Annotated in this window: 30 protein-coding genes and 1 other annotated feature; of the genes, 28 read left to right on the plus strand and 2 right to left on the minus strand. The window is 43.5% G+C overall.

Annotated features, from left to right (window positions below; genetic code table 11):
• Positions 1 to 69 precede the first annotated feature (69 nt).
• Positions 70 to 301 (minus strand) — a binding site (T-box leader).
• Positions 302 to 539: 238 nt separating this feature from the next.
• Positions 540 to 863 carry a rhodanese-like domain-containing protein gene (locus FU659_RS25380; RefSeq protein ID WP_147950116.1) on the plus strand — a complete coding sequence of 108 codons (324 nt, stop codon included), beginning with the start codon at positions 540 to 542 and terminating at the stop codon, positions 861 to 863.
• 35 nt (positions 864 to 898) lie between these two features.
• On the opposite strand, the gene FU659_RS25385 is transcribed toward FU659_RS25380, so the two are convergent.
• Positions 899 to 1,819: a hypothetical protein gene (locus FU659_RS25385; protein WP_147950117.1), complete on the minus strand. Its 921-nt coding sequence runs from the start codon at positions 1,817 to 1,819 to the stop codon at positions 899 to 901.
• A 90-nt stretch (positions 1,820 to 1,909) separates the two neighbouring features.
• Between FU659_RS25385 and FU659_RS25390 the strand changes: the two genes are divergently transcribed.
• The 5 genes from FU659_RS25390 to FU659_RS39000 all read left to right on the plus strand — a co-directional run bounded on the left by FU659_RS25390 (position 1,910) and on the right by FU659_RS39000 (position 4,436).
• Positions 1,910 to 2,518, plus strand: a complete 609-nt coding sequence (locus tag FU659_RS25390; RefSeq protein WP_147950118.1) for a type II CAAX endopeptidase family protein — start codon at positions 1,910 to 1,912, stop codon at positions 2,516 to 2,518.
• Complete coding sequence (locus FU659_RS25395) at positions 2,515 to 2,721, plus strand: hypothetical protein (protein WP_147950119.1); 207 nt, start codon at positions 2,515 to 2,517, stop codon at positions 2,719 to 2,721. The genes FU659_RS25390 and FU659_RS25395 overlap by 4 nt, the downstream gene beginning before the upstream one ends.
• A gap of 67 nt (positions 2,722 to 2,788) precedes the next feature.
• Positions 2,789 to 3,715 (plus strand): CAP domain-containing protein, encoded by a 927-nt coding sequence (locus tag FU659_RS25400; RefSeq protein ID WP_147950120.1) that lies wholly within the window; start codon positions 2,789 to 2,791, stop codon positions 3,713 to 3,715.
• A gap of 11 nt (positions 3,716 to 3,726) precedes the next feature.
• Entirely contained in the window at positions 3,727 to 4,335 is a 609-nt protein-coding gene (locus tag FU659_RS25405; RefSeq protein ID WP_147950121.1) for a stalk domain-containing protein, read from the plus strand.
• A 14-nt stretch (positions 4,336 to 4,349) separates the two neighbouring features.
• Positions 4,350 to 4,436 carry a stalk domain-containing protein gene (locus FU659_RS39000; RefSeq protein ID WP_147950144.1) on the plus strand — a complete coding sequence of 29 codons (87 nt, stop codon included), beginning with the start codon at positions 4,350 to 4,352 and terminating at the stop codon, positions 4,434 to 4,436.
• A 143-nt stretch (positions 4,437 to 4,579) separates the two neighbouring features.
• Here the strand turns inward: FU659_RS39000 and FU659_RS25415 are convergent, their stop codons facing one another.
• On the minus strand, positions 4,580 to 5,425 hold the full coding sequence (locus FU659_RS25415; protein WP_147950122.1) for a polysaccharide deacetylase family protein: 846 nt from the start codon (positions 5,423 to 5,425) through the stop codon (positions 4,580 to 4,582).
• 164 nt (positions 5,426 to 5,589) lie between these two features.
• Between FU659_RS25415 and FU659_RS25420 the strand changes: the two genes are divergently transcribed.
• From FU659_RS25420 to FU659_RS25515, 22 genes are all read left to right on the plus strand, one after another.
• Positions 5,590 to 5,901: a hypothetical protein gene (locus FU659_RS25420; protein ID WP_147950123.1), complete on the plus strand. Its 312-nt coding sequence runs from the start codon at positions 5,590 to 5,592 to the stop codon at positions 5,899 to 5,901.
• A gap of 246 nt (positions 5,902 to 6,147) precedes the next feature.
• Positions 6,148 to 6,753, plus strand: a complete 606-nt coding sequence (locus tag FU659_RS25425) for a genetic competence negative regulator (RefSeq protein ID WP_147950124.1) — start codon at positions 6,148 to 6,150, stop codon at positions 6,751 to 6,753.
• Between the two features lie 98 nt (positions 6,754 to 6,851).
• Positions 6,852 to 8,354: a DnaB-like helicase C-terminal domain-containing protein gene (locus FU659_RS25430; protein ID WP_147950125.1), complete on the plus strand. Its 1,503-nt coding sequence runs from the start codon at positions 6,852 to 6,854 to the stop codon at positions 8,352 to 8,354.
• A gap of 102 nt (positions 8,355 to 8,456) precedes the next feature.
• The gene (prsW, locus tag FU659_RS25435) at positions 8,457 to 9,152 is read left to right on the plus strand and encodes a glutamic-type intramembrane protease PrsW (RefSeq protein WP_147950126.1); all 696 of its coding nucleotides are present in this window, start codon (positions 8,457 to 8,459) and stop codon (positions 9,150 to 9,152) included.
• Between the two features lie 69 nt (positions 9,153 to 9,221).
• The gene (locus FU659_RS35800; RefSeq protein ID WP_187274390.1) at positions 9,222 to 9,377 is read left to right on the plus strand and encodes a hypothetical protein; all 156 of its coding nucleotides are present in this window, start codon (positions 9,222 to 9,224) and stop codon (positions 9,375 to 9,377) included.
• A 202-nt stretch (positions 9,378 to 9,579) separates the two neighbouring features.
• Positions 9,580 to 10,944 carry a germination protein YpeB gene (ypeB, locus tag FU659_RS25440; protein WP_147950127.1) on the plus strand — a complete coding sequence of 455 codons (1,365 nt, stop codon included), beginning with the start codon at positions 9,580 to 9,582 and terminating at the stop codon, positions 10,942 to 10,944.
• A 72-nt stretch (positions 10,945 to 11,016) separates the two neighbouring features.
• Positions 11,017 to 11,700, plus strand: a complete 684-nt coding sequence (locus tag FU659_RS25445) for a flagellar brake protein (RefSeq protein ID WP_147950128.1) — start codon at positions 11,017 to 11,019, stop codon at positions 11,698 to 11,700.
• A 68-nt stretch (positions 11,701 to 11,768) separates the two neighbouring features.
• On the plus strand, positions 11,769 to 11,993 hold the full coding sequence (locus FU659_RS25450) for a hypothetical protein (RefSeq protein ID WP_147950129.1): 225 nt from the start codon (positions 11,769 to 11,771) through the stop codon (positions 11,991 to 11,993).
• Positions 11,994 to 12,131: 138 nt separating this feature from the next.
• Positions 12,132 to 12,815, plus strand: coding sequence for a (d)CMP kinase (cmk, locus tag FU659_RS25455; protein ID WP_147950130.1), 684 nt, complete (start codon positions 12,132 to 12,134; stop codon positions 12,813 to 12,815).
• A 2-nt stretch (positions 12,816 to 12,817) separates the two neighbouring features.
• Positions 12,818 to 13,399 carry a lysophospholipid acyltransferase family protein gene (locus tag FU659_RS25460; RefSeq protein ID WP_147950131.1) on the plus strand — a complete coding sequence of 194 codons (582 nt, stop codon included), beginning with the start codon at positions 12,818 to 12,820 and terminating at the stop codon, positions 13,397 to 13,399.
• Between the two features lie 144 nt (positions 13,400 to 13,543).
• Complete coding sequence (rpsA, locus tag FU659_RS25465; RefSeq protein WP_147950132.1) at positions 13,544 to 14,857, plus strand: 30S ribosomal protein S1; 1,314 nt, start codon at positions 13,544 to 13,546, stop codon at positions 14,855 to 14,857.
• 85 nt (positions 14,858 to 14,942) lie between these two features.
• Entirely contained in the window at positions 14,943 to 16,001 is a 1,059-nt protein-coding gene (fni, locus tag FU659_RS25470; RefSeq protein ID WP_147950133.1) for a type 2 isopentenyl-diphosphate Delta-isomerase, read from the plus strand.
• 124 nt (positions 16,002 to 16,125) lie between these two features.
• A complete protein-coding gene (locus tag FU659_RS25475; RefSeq protein ID WP_147950134.1) occupies positions 16,126 to 16,752 on the plus strand; it encodes a YphA family membrane protein in 627 nt (208 codons plus the stop codon).
• Positions 16,752 to 17,657 (plus strand): YIEGIA family protein, encoded by a 906-nt coding sequence (locus FU659_RS25480; RefSeq protein ID WP_147950135.1) that lies wholly within the window; start codon positions 16,752 to 16,754, stop codon positions 17,655 to 17,657. The genes FU659_RS25475 and FU659_RS25480 overlap by 1 nt, the downstream gene beginning before the upstream one ends.
• A gap of 53 nt (positions 17,658 to 17,710) precedes the next feature.
• Positions 17,711 to 17,842: a capping complex subunit for YIEGIA gene (locus FU659_RS39005; protein WP_397356522.1), complete on the plus strand. Its 132-nt coding sequence runs from the start codon at positions 17,711 to 17,713 to the stop codon at positions 17,840 to 17,842.
• Between the two features lie 129 nt (positions 17,843 to 17,971).
• On the plus strand, positions 17,972 to 19,297 hold the full coding sequence (der, locus tag FU659_RS25485; RefSeq protein WP_147950136.1) for a ribosome biogenesis GTPase Der: 1,326 nt from the start codon (positions 17,972 to 17,974) through the stop codon (positions 19,295 to 19,297).
• 22 nt (positions 19,298 to 19,319) lie between these two features.
• The gene (gene plsY / locus FU659_RS25490; RefSeq protein WP_147950145.1) at positions 19,320 to 19,910 is read left to right on the plus strand and encodes a glycerol-3-phosphate 1-O-acyltransferase PlsY; all 591 of its coding nucleotides are present in this window, start codon (positions 19,320 to 19,322) and stop codon (positions 19,908 to 19,910) included.
• A 167-nt stretch (positions 19,911 to 20,077) separates the two neighbouring features.
• Positions 20,078 to 21,121 (plus strand): NAD(P)H-dependent glycerol-3-phosphate dehydrogenase, encoded by a 1,044-nt coding sequence (locus tag FU659_RS25495; protein ID WP_147950137.1) that lies wholly within the window; start codon positions 20,078 to 20,080, stop codon positions 21,119 to 21,121.
• Between the two features lie 80 nt (positions 21,122 to 21,201).
• Positions 21,202 to 21,483, plus strand: a complete 282-nt coding sequence (locus FU659_RS25500; RefSeq protein WP_147950138.1) for a stage VI sporulation protein F — start codon at positions 21,202 to 21,204, stop codon at positions 21,481 to 21,483.
• 103 nt (positions 21,484 to 21,586) lie between these two features.
• Positions 21,587 to 21,766: a DUF2768 family protein gene (locus FU659_RS25505; protein WP_147950139.1), complete on the plus strand. Its 180-nt coding sequence runs from the start codon at positions 21,587 to 21,589 to the stop codon at positions 21,764 to 21,766.
• A gap of 23 nt (positions 21,767 to 21,789) precedes the next feature.
• Positions 21,790 to 22,083, plus strand: a complete 294-nt coding sequence (locus FU659_RS25510; RefSeq protein ID WP_147950140.1) for a 2Fe-2S iron-sulfur cluster-binding protein — start codon at positions 21,790 to 21,792, stop codon at positions 22,081 to 22,083.
• A 25-nt stretch (positions 22,084 to 22,108) separates the two neighbouring features.
• Positions 22,109 to 22,591, plus strand: a 483-nt coding sequence (locus FU659_RS25515) for a nucleotidyltransferase family protein (RefSeq protein WP_147950141.1), incomplete at its 3' end; no start/stop codon positions are given.

Here is a 22,591-nt window from a genome sequence, read left to right on the forward strand (position 1 = left end):
CGGTTCCTCCTTAGAATATGAACATAAAAAAACTCCCAGCCCTCAGGCACAGACACTGGTGTCTGTGACCAAAGGGACGAGAGATTGCTTTCGTGGTACCACCCTAGTTCGCTGTCCGTTCGCACGGAAAGCCTCAATTGGTCTTGCGACCTGGAACTGTAACGTGTTCCTAAACCGACTGCATCTACTTGAATTCAATGCAATAACTCTGGAGTGCTCCGCAATATTTCGCTACCGATTCGCACCTGTCATCGGCTCTCTGAAAGCTATTATAGTTGCTTGGCTCCGTCAACGCTTTACTGTAATATAGAATTTTCATTAGATTACCATGGGTTTGAAACGGTGTCAATACATGTAGATTCAATTTCACATGAAAGCCATATTTCAATTTTAAGCCGATCTTACAAGCTTTTCGATTTTATTTTATAGTAATCAAGATGATAAAGCAATGCTTTAAGCTTGAATTTTATGCGGATTTTCGCTATTGTTTTGAATAATCAATTCAACTTACATCTATGGGTTTAGAAAGGGAGTACACCATGGGATTAACTAACATTCAACCTCAAGTGTTTCTTGAAGCGTTGGAAAATCGTTTATTAGAAGAGAGTGTCATCATCGATGTTAGGGAGCTTCATGAATGGGAATATTACCATATGGAAGAAGCTAAACTGATTCCGATGCAGCAAATTCCACACCGACTAGGGGAGTTGCCCGATAGTCAGCCTATTTATCTTGTTTGCGCACATGGTGTACGCAGTTATCATGTTGCAGAGTATTTGTTGGACCATGGTTTCGACCATGTTGTAAATGTTGAGGGAGGAATGGCGGCAATTGCTATGCTGCGTGGCTTCCAGTATGACTGATGAAAAGCCGAGCGCAGCAGCGCCCGGCTTTTCATTTAGTTCACATCTGAGAAGAAAGGAAGCTGTGGCAATAGCTCCTTAGGATACCAACGAGCCTTTCCTTTTACGAAATCACCGGATCGGACGGCATTCGTATTCAGCAATAAATCCATCGTTTGATTGACGTCATTGACATTCATTTTCTTCGTTTGTCCGGAGGCAATAAATTCATCGATGCGGATCGTCATGTCTTGCGGATAAAAAGGTTGAAATGCTTTGTTTTTCAACAACTTGGCTGTTATGTATTGGTTTTTGACATTGATATTCATAGCCCGCCATTGGTCCAGATTCGCATTGTTGTTCGGATCAAACGCCTCCATGTCATGGTCCATCGTTTGGTTCCATGCAACAATAGAGTCAAAATAATTTTTCTGTGCAGTAAGTGCTTGTGTTTTGGCTTCTTGGAAAAAAGCGTCTTTCTGTATAGCGTCAATCAGCTGAGCCCCGCTTAATCCATTGGCTTTGCTTTGATAACTTTTCAATGTATCTGCGAATAGCTTCAAGCTCTTCAAGTAACCTTGATGGGACTGTACAAGCAGTGGAGAAGAAGCTGGCATATTCTTGCTTTGAAGAACATTGTATTTCTCATCAGCGAGCTTGTAGAGCTCTTTCAACACCGCCGAAGCATCAACGCTCGAATTCCCAAGTTCGATTTGACTCATTAAATCAAACCATTTATTCTGAAATTCCCTAAAGGGTAAAAAGATGGTATGGTAATAGGAAACAAGGACTTGCTGATCGTAGGCGCCAATTTCCTGTGTAACAGCCTTGTCTGCATGCAAGATTTTATCGTATTTTTGATCGGCTTTGTCTTGACCGATTCGCAGCCCGTAGAAAAAGGCGCCAAGTATACAAACAAGCATAAAAATAAACATGAGGGCGAATAAATAATCCGTGCGGGTCAGACGCTTATTCATAATCAAGCTCCTTATTCTCTCTTTTTCTTTTAACTTAGTATAGGTGAAATAGCTATAAAAGGGAATATGGTGAGGAAAAGAGGAAGCATCGTGAAAAAATTTGATTTTAAAAATATTCGCTTCGGCAAAGTCGATCTGAGTGAGTTGAATGATCGGACTTTATTGCTCAATTTATACATAACCCAGCTACTTACGCTTATTATCGGAATTGTGATCTTGTTTTTTCAGAGCAATCACAAGATTCTTTCCATGTTTACGATTCAGGGTGGGTGGTCAATCGTCATTTGGGGTTGTTCATTTGCAGTAATTGTTCTTGGGTTCGATGTTTTCATCTCTCGATGGGTACCAAAAGAAGTCTCGGACGACGGTGGCATTAATGAAATGCTATTCGGTAATCGAGCACTGTGGCATATCGCGTTAATCTCCTTCATTGTGGCTGTTTGCGAGGAAGTTCTTTTTCGAGGAGCGATTCAATATGCTTGGGGGCCCTACTGGACAAGCATATTGTTTGCGGCCATTCATATTCGCTATTTGCAGCACTGGCTGATGACAGGCATGGTTTTTGGTATCAGTTATGGTCTTGGTTGGATCTATGTGCAAACAGGCAGTCTTTGGACGCCAATTATTGCCCATTTTATTATTGACTTCGTCATGGGCTGCTTACTTCGTTTTAATAAGGAGGAACAACAGAGTTCATGAGCACGGATGAAAGAACCCCTTTGCGGTCCAGTCGACAGCCAGACGAAAATCATGAGGACGATACATACTTACCGCCGCGCGGTGTTATTCATCCTTCAGAGCAAGGCAAGTGGACTCGGATTTTTTATTTAACATTGCTTTGGTTGTTCGTTATTCTTGTTGTCAGTTTAACGATTTGGGGAATCAAATATTCGTCCCAATGAACTATTTTATAGGCGAAGGTGAGAGGCTATGATAGATTCATAGTTTCTTTTTTTTGGAGGTGCATCAATGAGGAGAACCAAATGGAGCTCTTTTTGGAAGATAGGTTTGTTAGTTTTTATGCTTTTGTCGAGTGTAATGGGCTCTGCACAGAAATCATACGCTTTTTCTTACGGTTATTTGGCATATCCTCAGGGTGAAGTTGGACTTTTGCGTCCCGCTATTGGTGCTACACTTGAACTCAGCGAGGGCAAGATGCCAGCCAGCTATCGATTTTTTCTTAACAACAAGGAAGTGAACGCTGTTTATGACCCTGTGTCAGTTAAATATGTGTATCAACCAACCGCTGACCTTGCTCCTGGAAATTATACGGCCCGAATAGAGTTATCCTTTAGTGGCTATGAGCCATTGCAAATAGAGTGGAAGTTTACGGTTTCCGGAACTGCAGTTGCATTAGCTATCGAGACTTCTAAGGAGCAGCAGGAAGGTCTTAAGGCCATCAATGATTATCGGGTCAAATTGGGATTATCCAAAGTCGTATTCAATGAAGCCCTGAATACGGCGGCTAAGAAGCATGCGGAGTATCTAGCCTTAAATAAAATCGATGCCATTCATACATCAGTCTCTTTACATGATGAGGATGCTTCACTTCCCGGTTATATCGGCCAAACGCTGCAGCAGCGCATCCAACAATTTGCAGCATACCCAAGAGACAGCAGTGAGGATGTTGCTTACAATCATGTGTCATTAGTAGAAGCTATTGACAGCTTGTTCGATGCTCCCTATCATCGGTCGCCTTTCATGGTTCCGAGTCTGGTGGAAATTGGCATTTACAAAGAAGGGGACTATCATGTTATTGAGTTTGGATATTCGGACGGTTATGCGCCTGAACTTGTTGTCTCACCAACGAGTAATGATAGTTATGTGCCTACGACTTTGATGGTCACGAAAGCCCAGACCCGATTCGGATACACTCTGGTAATAAGTATCCTGTAGGCTATCCGATTATGGCTACGGTAAGTGGACCTGGTGTGGAAAAGGTGAGTTTGGATGAAGCGTCGTTAGAAGATGAGAGTGGGCGTCAGGTAGCGCTCCTTAAGAATGAGCCTAGTAAGGACGATCATTTGGATAAGCAAGTCATAATGATGCCAGTAAAGCCTTTGGAACAAGATATGACCTATCGTGCCCAAATCAAGCTGACGGCGACGATGTCAGATGGCACCAGAAGGGCATTCTCCAAAGATTGGACTTTCCGAACAGAACCGATTCAAGGAATAGGTGTGACGAAGCTTCATAAAGATGCCGCCGCATATGCCCTTCAGATGGGGAATCTCGATTTAAATCGACAACATAGTGTGCGGTTCGGCTTAACGGATCATATTTACTATGTCGATACGATCCCTTTTTTAATGAAGCAGGAGCCTTTAATCGTTGTTGGAACCTCATTTTTATATATCAGGGATTTAGCTGCTGCACTAGGGGCGTCAGTCTCGTGGGATGACAGTCAAAAAGCTGCTGTTTATAAAAAGAAAGACAAAGAAATTGTTTTTTACAACAATCAAAATGCTTATTCGTTGAATGGTGAAAACTATTCGACGGATTCAGGAGCAAATTAATAAATAATAGCACGATGATACCGGTTCGCTTGTTATCAGAAGCGCTTGGAGCGACGGTTAATTATGAGGATGCTACTCGAACGGTTACCATTAAATATTAAAAAGAGCTTTGTTTCCCTCGTCAATTGTAGGGATACAAAGCTCTTATTCTAGTAGATGCGAAGCAAAGTATATGTCTAGGCTTTACTTCGCATCTACCTTGACAAACTCGCTCATCCCTGAAGTACAACGAAGCCGTTTATCCTTATCTCATTTCCAGTTCAATGGCATTAGGGTCTACAAAGGAATAGCCTTTTTCCTCCAGCTGTGTAAGCAGTGTATCCAATGCTTTTATTGTCCATGGGAGTTCATGCATGAGAATGTTGCTGCCGCCGTGCAGCTGTTTCATGACATTTTCAATAACCTTGCCGGAATCATTTTTAGTATTTGTCATTTCCCAATCTAAGGAGCCGTTGGACCATGTCATATAGAGCATTTTTTTATTTTTTATTTTTTCTTTTAAATAGTCATTGCCGGAGCCGAATGGAGGACGGAAAAATTGAGGTTCTTCACCAATCAGATCCTTCACTATTTTTTGTACATCGTCTACCTGTTGATCAATTTTGGCATTGGTCATATCTTTCAAATTATCATGATCCCAGGAATGGTTGCCAACTATTTGGCCGCTATCATGCACCAGTTTGACAAGCTCAGGCTTCTGTTTGATGCGATAGCCATTAAAGAAGAAGATCGCTTTGGCATTATGTTTTTTTAAGATTTGAATGAGCGCTTCATTCATAGCTTGATCTTTAGGTCCATCATCGAATGTCAGTAGAATAACTTTTTTGTTGCCATTCGGGTCATTGGGTACAATATCATAGTTTTTATTCATATGATACTCTTTCTTGACTGCTTGTTGAGCAGGCTTAGTTGGTTCAGGTGTGGGTGTTGGAACGGGCGTAGCCGAAGGTGAAGGGCTAGGCGTAACCGTAACAGCAATAGGTGATGCTGAATCCGATGTGGAAGCAGTCCCTGAAATTTTTGGATTGCCTGTACATGCGCTCAATAAAATCATGACGGTGAGTATGAGGATGCTTGCTTCTTTCTTCATCGCTTTTTTCTCCTTAGGCTCTTAGCTTGTTGGTCTCTTCTTATAGTACCACATTTTCAGTATCTCGAATCTCCTTTGTTTTCCTTGTTCGTTCGGTGTATGCCTGTTCAATAACTCGCACAAGCTATGAATGATTCAAACTACTCAACATGGAGGGAGATCCAATGAAAATTGGTACTTTTTTGCTCGGCGGTATTGCAGGTGCTGCGGCAGTCGTATATCTCAACCGTAAAAGTAAATCGATGTTGTTCTCTGCATTTAGTTCATCAAGCGAATCGATGGGAAAAGTCGTCGATAAAGCTAGAGACTCGTTGGTTAGCAAATCTTTTAAGGAATCAACGGCCAAAAATACCTCTCAAACAAGCTCGAACAATTTAAATCAAGTTGAGAAAATTGTTAAAGAGGATCCGCAATTGAAAGCAACGGTTAATGAAATATTGCAGGATAATAAAGAAAATACGACAACAATTCAATAATCGAATAAGGTGGGCACAGTCAGGCATACCCACGGGGCCGGCTGTGCTTTTTTATTTTATACATAACTTGCACGTGCAATTACATTCAATTAATGTTAACATGAAACTTGAAAACGTGAGAATGACGCATGTCCATTTCATCGTAATGGCTCACCTTTTTCTTTTTTTATCATATTCTGTTTTAATAAGATGACCATGCTTTCGATGCAAGCTTTCCGATCGGAAGGCTCAAAGGAGGATCCTATCATGAAAATAGAACGCTTAAGTCAGGATAAGATACGGATTTTCCTAACATTCGATGACTTAACTGAACGCGGAATTCAAAAGGATGACATGTGGAGAGAAATTCCTAAAGTACATGAATTATTCAGTGAAATGATGGATCAAGCCTATTCGGAACTCGGATTTGACCCATCCGGTCCCCTTGCTGTTGAAGTATTTGCACTTCCCGCGCAAGGAATGGTTGTTATTGTGACCAGAGGCAAGCTTGATTTATATGCAAATTCGGATGCGTATGACGATCATGAAGCTGAAGAAGTGTACGAAATGGAAGTGACGCTTGAACAAAGCGATCTCATCTCTTATGCTTTCCGTGATTTTGAAGATCTGCTGCGTGTAGCCAAAGTAATTAATCCCCTTCTTATGGAAGGTGGTACTCTTTATTCCTACAAAGGGAAATATATTTTACAGCTTGAGCCTGTTGAACTTGAAGAAGCCAAATATCAAGCTTTAATTGCCTTCTTATCTGAATTCGGTGAGGCTGCTTCTGTGACTCAGGCGGTGCTGGAAGAATACGGGAATACAATTATAGCGGATGATGCGGTAAAGGTGCTTTGCCACCACTTCAAATAAGCTTTGTTTATGGAACAAGCATTCTCAAATTTGCATTTTTGAGAATGCTTATTTTCGTAGGTAATGATCAACAGCGTAACCATATGGGGGAGACATAAATGACAAGTATAGAACGCCAACGATTAGCGCCTGCTTTGGCTGCTGTTGATTTGGATAGGCTAGTAACCTATTACCAGAAGCAGCTGCGCGAAGAGGCTTATTTGTATTTGCAAAAAAGGGGAATCACAGAAGAAACTGCGTTGCAGTATCGGATTGGGTTTGAGATTGGAAAAATTGGATTTTATGTAGATCAGAATCAAATCGGTGATTATTTTGAAAACCGAGTTATTGTACCCATCAAGGATTACAACGGAGAAATTGTCGATCTTATCGGACGTTCCATAGATAATAGAGAGCCGAAATATAAAGCCTTGTATGGCGTAGAACAGTTTATATTCAATTATTCTGCCCTGGCTGAATCGGATGAAGTTGTGCTATGTAATGGGATATTTGACACGCTGACTTTAGCTCAGGCAAAAATGCCTGCCGTTTGTGTACCAAACCCTGGAATGCTTAAAGAGCATCATATTTCATTGTTTGCAAACAAACGAATATATATCTGCATGGGCAATGATGAATTAGGTAGAAGAGATGCTACACGGATCGAATCTTTGTTAAGGGAATGTGTCAAGGAGTCATTTATTGTCAATTTGCCCGAAACAATAAGGGACATCAACGATTTGTTCGTGAGGGCACAAAATCCTGTGGATACGTTTATTCGCTTAGTGAATCAGTCTGTGGAAGAAACGATGCTGGCGCCCGTAGCTCCTGACAACAAGAATAGCACGGTCTATTTAGAAGAATATATGAAACGATTTCGCGGACAAGTGGCTAGCATTAGCACTGGATTTCCTAAACTGGATAAACTGCTGTTCGGAGGGTTTGGGAATGGCTTATATTTAATAGCGGGGTCAGGCTCCATCGGGAAAAGCATGCTGCTGAAGCAAATTGCAGATCAGCTTGCCCTAGAGCAGACGCCTGTCATTTTCGTTTCTTGGGATATGACGAATTTTGAGTTGTGGGCACGTTCGATTGCTAGGATAATTGGCATTGCACCTCAGAAAGTGCTTGCGGGTAAGGTTGCTCCTGAACAAGTCGCTGAAGCTAATAAGCAGTATGCGAAATTAAGTAAAATGCTCTGGATGCTCGAATGCACAATGGAGACTTCATTAGATCAAGTGGCGGCTTCGATTGAACGGATCGCCGCCATTGTGGGAAAAGAGCCGGTGATCTTTATCGATCATTTACAGCGAATACCCGCTGCCAACGGGGCGTCTTCGTTAACCTGGGAGCAGCAGCAAGCAGCGATTGCGTATACGTTAAAACAGTGGGCAAGGGAATGGAATTGTCCCATTATTGCAGCAACGGCATTAGAGTTGGGGCAGGAGCGGGTGCCTGAGAGTGTACAGGCATCAGCGGATGTCGTGTTGATTATGCAGCCAGACCAGCAAGAAGAGGACGAGCGGCAAGCGTTGTCCCTTGTATTAACCAAAAATCGTAATGGCTCGGTAGGAAGCATCCCTATACATTTTCATAATGATCGGGCCATCTTTACGGAATAAAGTGAAGTTCATTCTAATCTGTAAATTGGCTTGGAAAATACGCTGCAATTTAACTATAATGAAACTATTAAATGAGATAGCTTATTGAAGGGGGAACTGAACATGCATATACTGCCGATCATCATGGCAGCAGTAGCTCCAGGTCTCTCCTTGTTGGTGTACTTTTATTTGAAGGATAAATACGAAACAGAGCCCATACACTTAGTGATCCGTATGTTTGTATTCGGAGTTTTGCTCGTATATCCGACCATGGTGCTGCAGCAAGCATGTATCCAACAGTTTGGAGAAGGTACGTTTATATCGGCCTTTTTCTTATCTGGAGGCATAGAAGAATTTCTGAAGTGGCTTGTTCTGTATTATTTTATATTTCGACATCCTGCATTTGATGAGCCCTATGACGGAATCGTTTATGCGGTGGCTGTAAGCTTAGGCTTTGCTACATTGGAAAATATTATTTATGCATTTATGAACGCGTCCTCCTTTTCAGCGTTGATGATTCGTGCTTTGCTGCCTGTTTCGGGGCATGCTTTATTCGGTGTCATGATGGGTTACTACGTAGGAAAAGCAAAATTCAATCCTCATAAAATGAAAAGGTACTTGTTGATTTCGCTGTTGCTGCCTATTTTTTGGCACGGATTATTCGATTACATTTTATTGGTGTTTAGATCTGCATGGATGTGGATTATGATTCCTGTTATGGCATTTCTCTGGATTCGTACGATATGGAAAGTAGATCAAGCGAATTCACGCTCTCCATTACGCATGGCTTCATTGGATGATGAGATTAAAATTAGCTGATTCGGGTCATAATGGACCATATACAAGGCAATTCTTAGCCATTTGCTGGGAACGACCGGGAGGGTGTATATGTCCATGTTGCGAGTGAAAGTAAAGATTCGCTGTAAGCATTGCGGTGAGAAATTTGTGCTGAAAGGCAAAAAAGAAAAAGGGAAAATCGAGACGGGCTTCCGTCAATGCATATGCAGTAATGAACATGATTTTGAAATTGAGACAGATGATTAACGAGAAGCCATCCTTCATGGATAGGCTTCTTTTTTCTGTTGATAAGTATATGTCTATACGTTTGCTTCTCATCTGCCTTGACAAACTCGCTAGTCCCTTGAAGGATGACGAATTCGTTTATCCTTGCATTCAATTTGTATGTATAAACCTATCTTGGCAAGTAAAAACTAACGGCAAGTTTGGAAATGAAAGGAGCAACTTTGTGTACAAAAGACTAAGTATTGTCATGTTTCCATTTCTAATGTTAGCCTTGATCGGGGCTTCAGTTTGGGGGTATTTAGAGCATCAACAGAAGAATACGATTCTGATTAAAGCAGAGAACCAGTATCAGCGGGCGTTTCACGATCTCTCTTATCACATGGATACGTTGCACACAGAACTGGGAAATACACTCGCTGTGAATACAACCTCTGAACCTTCTTATCGTAAAGGGTTAGTGAATGTTTGGCGATTGACCAGTCAGGCTCAGAGCGACATTAATCAATTGCCTTTAACGTTGCTGCCGTTTAACAAGACGGGAGATTTCTTGGCGAACATGGCCAATTTCTCCTACCGGATGTCCGTTCGCGATATGACGAAAAACCCGTTGAATGAGCAAGAAATGAAGACGCTGAATGCGCTTTATGACCATTCCAAAGAAATAACTTCTGAACTGCGGGGTGTTCAGGATAAAGTAATCGCGAACAATTTGCGTTGGATGGATGTTGAATTAGCTTTAGCCTCTCAAAATGAAGCGCAGGATAATGCGATCATAGATGGCTTTTCATCTGTAGATAAAAAAGTAGGCGCCTATGAAGAGCTAAATTGGGGCCCTGGGAATATGAATATCTTTTCTAAAAATGATGTAAAAATGTTGTCCGGCAATGAGATGACACCCGATGAAATCAAACAAAAAGCATCCCAATTTCTTGGACTTAAAGATCCATCCGGACTAAAAGTTATCGAGAATGGCGGCAGTGCGCCAGAGTATCAAAGCTATAGTGTACTCTTGCCAGGTACCGGCGGCAGCGAAAACGAAACCCAAATGGATTTTACCAAAAAAGGCGGCCATCTCGTTTATTTTATGAAACCGAGAAACGTACAAGCGGCTAAGTTTGACTTGAGACAAGCTAGAGATACCGCAAATGAGTTTTTGGACCAGCATGAATATAAAAATATGAGTGCAGTCAGCTACGACCAATTCCAAAATATCGCTAATCTTATCTTCGCAAAGCGGGAAAATGATGTCACCATCTATCCACAACAAATTAGTGTTAAAGTTGCGCTCGATACGTTGGAAGTAATCGGTCTTCAAGCAACCGATTATATTTATGGGCAAAAGCAGCGAACGATTGGCCAGCCTAAAATAACGATGGAGGAAGCGCGCAAGCAGCTCAATCCAAAGATGGAAGTGACGGGTCAATCTTTGGCTATTATCAAAAATGAGCTGGATCAGGAAGTGCTATGCCACGAATTTATAGGGAAACTAAACAATAACGTGTATCGCATATATATGAATGGTGAACTGGGAACAGAAGAAAAAATCGAAACCATTCGTCCGCAACAAATAACTGCACCAGCCAAGTAATCAAGAAGAGAAGCCGGACTCAGCATCCTGCTTCTTTTTTTTCTTTCTAAATTGATGGGGCATGGTATAATAATGTCACATTATGTCTCGGAGGTGCAGAAATTGCTTCCTAAGGTCAACCAGATTTTGCATATTCAACTCAATACGATTGACGACGAGGAATCCAGAATCGAATACAAGTCGAGAATTGCGGATGTCACGGATACATCGATTGTTGTTGAGATTCCACTTAACGAGAAGACAGGCAAGCTAAAAAAATTGTATGTCGGGGATGAGCTCAGCACTTTCTTTTTATCGCAAGGCGGAGTAAAGCACTATTTCACAACATCAGTTACAGGATTCAAAGAAGATGTCATTCGCTTAGTAGAGCTGCGCAAACCCGAGCTTGAAGCGATTACACAAGTGCAGCGCAGAAGTTTTCTGCGTGTGCTTGCCGAACTTGAGATTGCCGTGAAAATATCGGATCAAATTCAGTTCATTGGGGTAACCGATGATGTCGGCGGTGGCGGGATTTCTTTTATTTGTGACGGACATATCCCACTGGGTTTGAATGCCAATATTTCTTGTTGGGTGCTAGTTCCTTATAAAAATGGGTCTATTGAACACATCCCTTTTACCGGAGAGATTGTCAGGATCAAAAAATTAGAATCTGGGAAGCAATTGGCAATGATCAGATTCATTGAAATTGCAGACCGCGAGCGGCAAAAGCTCATTCGATTCTGCTTTGAAAGGCAGATGGATTTCCGCAAAAGATAAACGGATAGGATTTGCCCTCCATGGACATACTAGAACCCACAATGTCTTAGTGGACAGGGGGATTCTTCGTGTCAACGGATCAAGAGCGTAAATCTTACGAGCAGTTGTTTATTCTCTTCTCTGCTAAGGTAGAAAAGGTGATTATACGGATGACGCTCGTCTTTTTCATTTTACTTATCTGTGTGCAGGCGCTGCTTCAAATTCCTTACATACGAAAACATTTTACACGAGTTGAACCATTGGAGGGAAAGCCTTACATACAGCCTCCTAATCAAATGGGAGAGCGCTCGTGAGGTTGGCTTTTAATGACTGCTCCTGCGTCCAAGTTTTGCATAAACCCTTTTAATGTGATATAATTTCGTTAATCAGCAGGCAGTGCCTGCTTTTTTGTTCGTAAGGTACTGCAAGGTATTGTAGGGAGGAACAACAGCTTGGATAAGTTCAATATTGCCATAGATGGTCCTGCTGGAGCCGGTAAAAGCACCATTGCCCGCCATGTTGCCGGAGCACTTGGTTTTATTTATGTGGATACAGGAGCCATGTATCGTGCAGTAACCTGGAAAGTTCATCAAGAAGGGCTGCTTCCTCAGCAAGAAACAGAAGTAGCTGCCTTGGCTAATCGTATGCAGATTGAGCTGATCCCGCGAGCCGAAGGTCAACAGGTTTTCGTAGATGGCGTGGATGTAACTAAAGAAATTCGTTCGAAAGCAATTACGGATGATGTTTCCCAGATAGCGAGCTTTGGCGCTATTCGTCATTTATTAGTATCGCTTCAGCAACAAATGGCTTCTACCAAAGGTGTTGTCATGGATGGCCGTGATATCGGAACCCATGTGATGCCAGACGCTGAAATTAAAATTTTCCTTACGGCCAGCGTATCGGAACGAGCAGAACGCCGCTTCAAAGAATTGCAGAGCAGCGGAATAGGGACGATGACACTCTCTGAATTGGAACAAGACATCGCTCGTCGCGATCAATTTGACCAGGAAAGAGAGATTTCACCACTAAGACGCGCTCATGATGCTGTACTCATGGACAGTACCTCGATGACCATTGCGGAAGTCGTAGACGAAATACTTGGGCTTTGCAAAGACAAAGTCGGAGGTGGCAAGTAAAGATGCTGTATCGCATCGGTAGGGCGCTATTTCGTTTTTTCTTCACCGTATTTTTCGGTCTGCGAGCGATGGGGACAGAGAATGTGCCCACCCAAGGTGCCGTTGTGTTATGCGGGAATCATACCAGCCTTTTGGATCCACCATTGTTAGGGACACCGCTTAAACGCAAAGTTCATTTCATGGCCAAAGCAGAGTTGTTTGATATTCCTGTATTTGGTTCGATTTTATCTAAAGTAGGCGCTTTTCCCGTGAAACGCGGAGGCGTCAGCAAAGAATCGATCCGGCTGGCCATCCATTTGTTGAAAGACGGCAATATGATGGGGATATTCCCTGAGGGATCGCGCAGCAACGCGGGAGGCATGGGTAAAAAGGGCGCAGCCAGTCTTGCACTGAAATCAGGTGCGGCTGTCGTGCCTGTCGCAATTATCGGGACCTATTCGCTGTTTCGCCGCATGACAATCGTTTATGGTAAGCCGGTTGATCTAAGCGCATATGCGGGTTCAAGTTCCGACGATTTAGAGCAGGCTACTGAAATGATTATGAAAGAAATTCGCAGATTACATACGGTTAATAGTAAAGGCTAAAGAAATGTATGGAATCGAAAGCTTGGAATTATACTATCCTTATAGCGAATGGAAGTTATTGTTTGAAACAGAGTAGAAGCTACATCACTGCTTTGTGACTTATAAATTATTTATTGTTGTTTGTAATTAGAGGAGGATAACCCCATGTCAGATGAAGTAAAAGTTGAAGATCAAACCCAAGAAATTCAAGAAGCACAAGAAACAGCCGTATCGCAAGCAGAAGCTGAGCACGCTCTTAACAACGTTGCTGTGCTAAAGAAAGGCGCTACCGTTAAAGGCAAAATCGTTAAGGTAGACGCAGATCAAGCCTTCGTGGATATCGGTTACAAATACGATGGTGTTATTCCGGTACGCGAGCTTTCTTCCGTTACTTTGGAAGATGCGGGTCAAGCTGTACAATTGGGCCAAGAAGTTGAACTGAAAATCGTTTCGATTAACGATGCAAAAGAAACGCTAGTTCTGTCCAAACGTGTTATCGACAGCGAAAAAGCTTGGGAAACACTTCAAGCGCAACTAGACAGCAAAGAGATTCTTGAAGCAACTGTAGCTGAAGTTGTAAAAGGCGGTCTTGTTGTTGATATTGGTGTGCGCGGATTCGTTCCGGCATCCATGGTTGAGCGTCAATTTGTTGAAGATTTCTCATCTTACAAAGGCCGCACTTTGCGTCTTCGCGTGAAAGAAATCGATCGCGAGAAAAACAAAGTCATTCTGTCCCAGAAAGATGTTCTGGACGAAGAGTTCGAAGCGGGCAAAAAGAAAATCGTTGAAGGTCTTCAAGTTGGTCAAGTGCTGGACGGTACGGTTCAACGCTTAACACAATTTGGCGCATTCGTTGATATCGGTGGTATTGATGGTTTGGTTCATATTTCCGAACTGGCTTGGCACCATGTAGAACAAGCTTCTGATGTTGTCAAAGAAGGCGATCAAGTGAAAGTTCAAATCTTGAAACTTGATCCTTCTAACGACAAAATCAGCCTAAGCATTAAAGCAACGCAAGATGGTCCTTGGTCCAAAGTAGAGAGTGAATTCAAAGCAGGCGATATCGTTACAGGTACGGTTAAACGTCTTGCAGCATTCGGCGCTTTCGTTGAAATCGCAGCTGGTGTTGAAGGTCTTGTGCACATTTCCCAAATTGCACACCGTCACATCGGTACTCCGCATGAAGTGTTGAAAGAAGGACAAGAAGTTCAAGTGAAAATCTTGGAAATCAACACGAATGAAAAACGCGTTAGCTTAAGCATTAAAGACACCGAGGATGCTCCTGAAGCTCCGGCAGGTGCGGCTGCGGCTTCTGCAAAACCAGACAGAGAAAGACAACCAAGAGGCGACCGTGACCGCGGAAACAGCGCAAGTCACCAAAAAGAGATTGCTGGCAATGAAAACGTGTCACTTAGCAATCAAGGTCTTTCCTTTACGCTCGCAGAGCGCTTTGGCGATAAACTTTCCAAATTAAAATAAGTTAAATATCGGTTTAATTTCAGAAGATACCAACCTGCAATTGGTCTAAGACCGCTTGCAGGTTGTGTTTAGGAGGACTATAAGGATGCGCATCTCACGCAAAATGGAGCATGTCCATTACGCGCTGGAGCTTGGACAATCACGGCAGCAAGGGCTGTCTGATTTCAAGCTTGTGCATAACTGTCTTCCTGAAACTTCGACCGATCAAATCGTATTAAAAACCCAAATCGGCGATCTCATTATGAGTTCGCCGATTTTAATTAATGCGATGACAGGCGGAGCTCAGGAGACAGAAAGCATCAATCGTGAATTTGCGATTTTGGCAAGGGAAAAGGGATTTGTCATGGCGGTAGGTTCTCAGATGTCGGCCATCAAAAATAGCGAGGTAGCTGCCAGCTATCAAGTCGTACGCCGTGAAAATCCGAATGGCATCGTATTTGCAAATTTAGGTAGCGAAGCGACGGTTGATCAAGCTGAACGAGCTGTTGATATGATCGAAGCTAATGCGCTGCAAATTCATTTGAATGTGATGCAGGAACTCATTATGCCAGAAGGGGATCGCAGCTTTGTCGGTATGCTTCGGCGTATCGAGGATATTGTCCGGTATGTAAAGGTGCCGATCATTGTGAAGGAAGTCGGATTTGGCATCCTGAAGGACAATGCCAGAGCCCTGCAGGATATCGGTGTGCGTTTTCTTGACGTTGGCGGTTCCGGAGGTACTAATTTCGCTGCTATTGAGAATGCAAGACGCCCTGCAGCAATAGAATGGCTTAACGATTGGGGAACCCCGACAAGCATCTCTTTATTGGAAGCCTTGTCTGTTTACCCTCAAGGTGCTGTTATCGCTTCAGGCGGTATTACAAACGCTTTGGAAGCCGTAAAAGCGTTGACAGTAGGCGCATCTGCAGTAGGAATGGCAGGGGCGTTCCTGAAGGTGCTTCGTAATGAAGGTGTTGATGCTCTACACCGTTTTGCGGATGAACTTCATCAAGGACTTATTCTTATTATGACAGCCCTAGGGACAAATACGATTGAACAGCTGTGGCGCCACTCGGTCGTCATTACGGGTGAAACAGCAGAATGGTGCCAAACCAGAGGAATCGTACTAACTTCATATGCAGATAGAGGTAACCGGAGTAAATAATCAAAAAATTGCCATACTAAGGATCATACAGTGCTGCCCATGATTGAATCGGGGAGCCTGATGATTCACAGGCTGGTCAGTGACAATGTCACCTGAGCGCCTAACCTTCTAGGGTGGTCTGATTATGAACTCGGGTTATTTGTCTATCATTCTTCTTTCGATTACGCTTATTTTGTTCGCTAGCGGGTGGAAGGAGTTGTATGTCAGAAGTATATCGCATAAGGGCATGCTTCTTTTTTTTGTCTCGTGGCTCGTTTTTTCTCCATTTACCATCACCGTATTTCACGTGCGTATTCAACTTGTCTACTTATTAGTTGTGTTAATCAGCTTATGGATTCTGCATGTGACCAATGGGTTTATCCAAAAGCTTCATCTCCTGTCTATCGGTCTTTTACTAGGTTCTCTTCACTTATTATTACAGCAGCTGCTCGCCATGGACCCGATCCTGATTGTCGGCGATGCCAAAATGGATACAGCGCTGGTGCTAGCAGTTGTTATGGTCGTGCTGCAGCGTAATGAATTGGCGCAAATTGCAGCTCTTTCAATTGGTTACTTAATTGGTGATCTGTATCAGGAAGGGATACATCGTACGAATGGCTATCATTTTCTAGGGAGTGCTTACTTTCAGGATCAATGGTGGTTATCCGTCTTTGCCGCTAGAACTTTGACAATTATTCTCCTTGCTGTGTTCAACAGTTTCAGAGTGGTTATAAGAAGCTGGTTAGATCGAAGGGGAGGCTGGAGGAAGTAATGGATTGGTTCGATACACATCGCTATACCATAGGCATTGTAGTTGGTGTCACTTTTGGCGTATTAGCTCGTATGAACATGCTGCGAACGGATTACAGACAATATCCAACCTATCCTCATGGTAAAATTATTCATATTTCACTTGGCGTTATCGCAGCAGGATTAGGCGCAGTTGTTGTTCCTGCATTGCTCGACAAGAATTATACGGCTGTTACCTTTTTGTCGCTCGCAGCCCAACAGTTTCGTGATGTTCGCAACATGGAAAGACAAAGCTTATCAAAGATTGATGAACTTGAACTAGTCCCCAGAGGTGCTGCCTACATTGAAGGCATCGCAATGGTGTTCGAAGGACGTAATTATCTCGTTATTTTCACCTCGTTCTTAGCCTCCTTATTCAGCATTTGGTTTGCTTGGTACTGGGGAATCGTTGCAGCTTTATTTTCAATCTGGATCGCGAATTATTTCAAGTCAGGAAAAAACTTGGAAACGATTGCCGATATTGAGCAAGTGCCCATTCGCTTGGACGGTCCCGATTTATTCGTCGGTTCTATCTTTATTATGAACGTCGGGTTAGAGGATAGCCGTCAAAAAATTCAAGAGCATGGGCTTGGGTTTCTCGTTAAGCCGAAAAGTCGGAATGACCGTGTCACTTTAGCTAATCTGGGTCAAAGACAGGCGATTCTTCACGATATATCTACACTGTTCGGCGTGTACAGGGATGAAGGAGAGCCATCTCTCCTGCCTATGGCAAAACTGGATATGAATACAGGCACATTGGGGTTACTGCTGCTTCCACAAGAAAAGAATGCGGAGAAAACGTTTATTGCCTTGCATCGCGTACCTATTCTTGAAAGCGCAGTACGGAAGCCATCCGAGGCCGGCGTAAATAAACGGAAGGAGGCATGAATCTAAGATGTCGCAAATCCTTGCAGTTGTTACTTTGGACAAGGAACGGGTAGGTGGGGGGCCCGATATTTATTGTTGACCGACCGGATGAGCTGCAGAAAGTAGCTTTCTCCCTGGAAAAAATTTTGGACGCGAACGCTCATGATTTGAAAAATGGCACACTGATCTTGGTTAAGCATCACTGAACTTGTCAGTGAGCACGCTTTAAGGAGCGGAATCTCAAAAGGGATTAGCCAAGCCGTGTCTTTTTTGATATGATGTAAGTTGCGTATTTTTCCATGGCTGATCATGGAATTCGAAGGAGTGAATGAGAAGTGGCTAGACCTGTTCTTGCAATTGTTGGCCGACCGAATGTCGGCAAGTCCACCATTTTCAATCGAATCGTAGGCGATCGCCTTGCGATTGTAGAAGATAAACCGGGTGTAACGCGTGATCGCTTATATGGGATAGGGGAATGGCTGAATACGTCGTTCAGCGTCATTGACACAGGTGGTATTGAGATTGACGGCGAAGATGCGATTCTCAAATCGGTGCGGATTCAAGCGGAGCTGGCGATTGAGGAAGCAGACGTTATCGTTTTCATGGTAGATGCCAAAGCGGGCGTAACCTCTTCCGATGAAGAAGTCGCGCAGTTGTTGTTCCGTTCCAAGAAGCCAATCGTGCTTGCGGTTAACAAAGTAGATAACTTGGCGCGCCAAGATGATATCTATGAATTTTATTCTTTAGGCTTTGGCGATCCTGTCGGCATTTCAGGCTCCCATGGGATCGGGATCGGTGACTTGCTTGAAGTCGTATGCAACTTGTTCCCAGATAAGAAAGACGACGAATATGGCGAAGAGGTCATTAAATTCGCCTTGATCGGCCGCCCAAATGTCGGCAAATCGTCCTTGACGAACGCGATCCTCGGTGAAGAACGAGTCATTGTTAGTGACGTTGCAGGCACTACGCGCGATGCGATTGATACTCCGTTTGAACGGGATGATCAGAAGTACGTCATCATCGACACGGCCGGCATGCGCAAAAGAGGCAAAGTGTACGAGAATACCGAGAAATACAGTGTTATGCGCGCGATGAAAGCGATTGAGCGCGCCGATGTTGTGCTCGTTGTCATCGATGGGCAAGAAGGCATTATCGATCAAGACAAGCATATCGCCGGTTATGCCCATGAAGCAGGCAAAGCGATCGTCATCGTTGTCAACAAATGGGATATTGTCGAAAAAGACGATAAGACGATGCAGCATTTTACCCAAACCATTCGCGATCATTTCTTGTTTCTAAGCTATGCGCCTATTGTTTTCGTATCTGCCAAAACAACACAGCGTCTGCACAAGCTGCTTCCTGTTATCGTCCAAGTTGCCGAGAATCATGCTCTTCGTGTGCAAACACATACGTTGAACGATGTAGTTTCCGATGCGGTAGCTTATAATCCGCCTCCAACTGACAAGGGGAAACGCTTGCGTATCAATTATGTGACGCAAGTTGCTGTTAAACCTCCTGTGTTCGTACTCTTTGTGAATGAGCCTGAACTCATGCACTTTTCATATGAACGGTATCTGGATAACAAAATTCGGGCTGCTTTCGGCTTTGAAGGAACACCGATTCGTATCTTAAGCCGTAGAAAGTCATCGGATAAAGAATAGGAGTTGTTGCAGATTGTCATGGGTGACGATTGTCGTTGGTTATTTATTGGGTTCCATAAGCTTTAGTTATTTATTTGGAAAATGGTTCAAAGGCATCGATATTCGCAAACACGGCAGTGGCAATGCCGGAGCAACGAATACACTTCGCGTACTAGGCAAAGGCCCAGCCATCCTTGTCTTGCTGCTCGATGGCTTTAAAGGTGTTGCTGCTGTCTGGATCGGCAGCTGGGTCGCTCCCGGAACCGATGAAATATGGGTTCGTGTATTATGCGGTTTAGCGGCTATCGTTGGACATAATTGGCCCATATATTTTGGCTTTCGCGGAGGGAAAGGGATTGCCACTACCATCGGGGTTATGGCTACTCTTTGCTTTATTCCCACATTAATTGCAGGCTTGACAGCAATCGTCATCATTGCGATTACCAGATTCGTATCGCTGGGTTCCCTCATTCTTACTGCACTTTTACCTTTTCTTCTATGGGGAATGGACCGACCTTTACCGATTCTGTGGATTAGCATTGTGCTCTGTATATTCGCCTTTATCCGACATCGCACCAATATTGTGAAGCTGATTCAAGGCAAAGAAAACAAGCTAGGACAAAAGAGAGCCTAGTTGTTTATCCGTGTGAATAGCTATTGCATACCAAGGATAAATGACTCCTTCGTCCTTCTAGGACGACCGCGTTTGTCAAGGTAGATGCGGAGCAAAAGTATACAATTTATACTTTCTTATCTACGAAGAAAATTTTCCAATGGAAAACTTTTAGGAGGAATGCGATCTTGTCGAATAAAGTATCGGTTCTTGTAGCTGGAAGTTGGGGAACGGCACTTGCCTCGGTTTTGGCTGATAACGGTAAAGAAGTCTTATTATGGTCTCGCAATGAGGATCAGGTTAAAGAGATTAATGAGAGCCACATAAATAGTCGGTTTCTTCCGGATATCGAACTGTCTCCTTTGATTGTGGCCACGAACTCACTGCAGGAAGCTGTGGAGGAGACTGATGCCATTATCTTGGTTGTCCCTTCTTCCGGTATGCGAGAGGTCGCTTCGTATATACGTCCTTTTTTGAAAAAAAATGTCTTGTTGATTCATGCTACCAAAGGGTTCGAAACGGGCTCACTGAAGCGTATGACAGAAGTTCTGTCTGATGAATTGCCAGAGGTAGACCCCAAAAGACTTGTTGTGCTGTCGGGGCCAAGCCATGCCGAAGAAGTTATTCGCAAGTGTCCGACGACCGTCGTAGTCGCCGCGCAAGAGCTGGATGCAGCTGAAGCGGCACAGGATCTTCTGATCAATTCTTATTTCCGCGTCTATACCAACCCTGATGTTGCCGGTGTTGAAGTGGGAGGGGCGCTCAAAAATATTATTGCCCTTGGCGCAGGCTTAACGGATGGCTTGGGCTTTGGAGATAATGCAAAGGCGGCCCTTCTTACGCGGGGCTTAGCCGAGATAGCTCGGTTAGGTGCAGCAATGGGGGCTAATCCGTTGACGTTTGCCGGTTTAGCGGGGATTGGTGATTTAATTGTGACTTGTACGAGCCAGCATAGCAGGAATTGGCGGGCTGGCAACAAGCTGGCTAAGGGAATACCGCTAGACGCAGTGCTCAAAGAGATGGGGATGGTCGTAGAAGGCGTGAAGACAACCAAAGCTGCTTATGAGCTGTCTCGCACCTATGACGTTGTCATGCCTATTACAGACGAGCTTCACAATGTTCTCTTTGAGGGTAAATCGCCTCAGTTAGCCGCACAGGATTTGATGGGAAGAGTTAGGACCCATGAGATTGAAGAAATAGCCAATGGCTCAGCTACAAATTGGTTGGCATAGCCTACACCACATCCTTCATGCTTTCATACTATACCTTATAAGCTCTAGTAGTAACTAAGAGGTATAGGGAGGCGGCACATATGCCAGGTAAAGATATGTCGAAGGATGTATTAAGCATTGTAAAGAAGAAAACAGGTAAATCCGTAACACCAAAAGATATACAAAAGATTGCCAGCGGTGTAAAACCTTCAACGATGCAGAGCGAAACTCAGCTTCGGCAACTCATCAAGCAAGTGTCTGGTTTGGTGAACGTGAAAGTGTCTGAAGAGACCATTAATGACATTATCCAAGCGGTAAAAAGCAGTAATTTGGATACAAACAACATGCAGCAATTAATGAGCATGATGCTCGGCAAGAAATAAAAGCATGAAGGGGATTACTCCCCTTTATGCTTTTTTTCTTGTCCTATGCTATACTTTATTCTGTCTTAATTTTAATTGCTGAATAGATTAAGGGGTTATGAATATGTCAGGTTTGGACAAAATGTGGGCTTCCTTCGTTGCCATAGGCCTTATGGTCGTAGCGTCACTATTGATTTCTTATGCCAGAACACGAACACAAGGTGCGCTTCGCATCGTGCTTTCCTTTATTGCTTTCATTTTATTTATTCCTATTTTATTGTACATGCTGCTATCATTGTTTTAACAACATGGAGGTAAAAAAAACCTATGTTAGAATTAAAAACACGCAAAACACAAAAATCAATAGAGCCGCAAACGGGATTATCCATTTTGGATCATGCGCTTAAAGAAGATTTGGATTGGGGATTTTCGTGCGCGCGCGGTTCTTGCGCCAGATGCCGCTGTTACGTAGCGTCAGGCAGGGAGTTTTTGTCCATGCCCTCCGACGAAGAAGAGAATCGTTTGGAGCCTGAAGAGCTTGAGCAAGGCTATCGATTGGCTTGTCAATGTATGATCAAGCAAGTAGGTGACATCTCCGTCATCCATAAACCTTATTTCTGAAATAAAGGCGAAAGGTGTGTGCATCATGATATGGCTCCAGCCGTTACTGCCAGCGATTACATCCCTACATACACATTTATTAAAGGCTCCGGGAGCGCGATGGCTGATCGGCGGAAGCTGTGGACTACTGATGCACCACGTAGAAATTGGACGTAGTCCAAGGGATCTTGATATCTATGTGGATAATAATGATGTCGCTCCCGTACATACCGCATTGCAGGAATATGCCGTGGATTCACCGGTTTTTAGTCAAACACCGATTTATTCTTCTATTCTGAGTCATTATCTGTTGAATGGGATACCGATTGAACTCGTTGGGGATTTTCATATTGAAGCGATTAGCTCGAACTATCAGGTTGAAATTGCCTATTTGTGGGAAAGTCATTGCCATACGTATAAGATTGGAAAGCACGAAGTTAAAGTGATGCCACTTGCTCATGAACTCATTTTTAATCTGCTCCGGGGCCGCTCAGATCGCTACGAAGCCATTGCGTTTACAATGCTTTCC

The organism is Paenibacillus sp. N3.4 (assembly GCF_008017805.1).
Taxonomy (GTDB): Bacteria; Bacillota; Bacilli; order Paenibacillales; family NBRC-103111; genus Paenibacillus_E.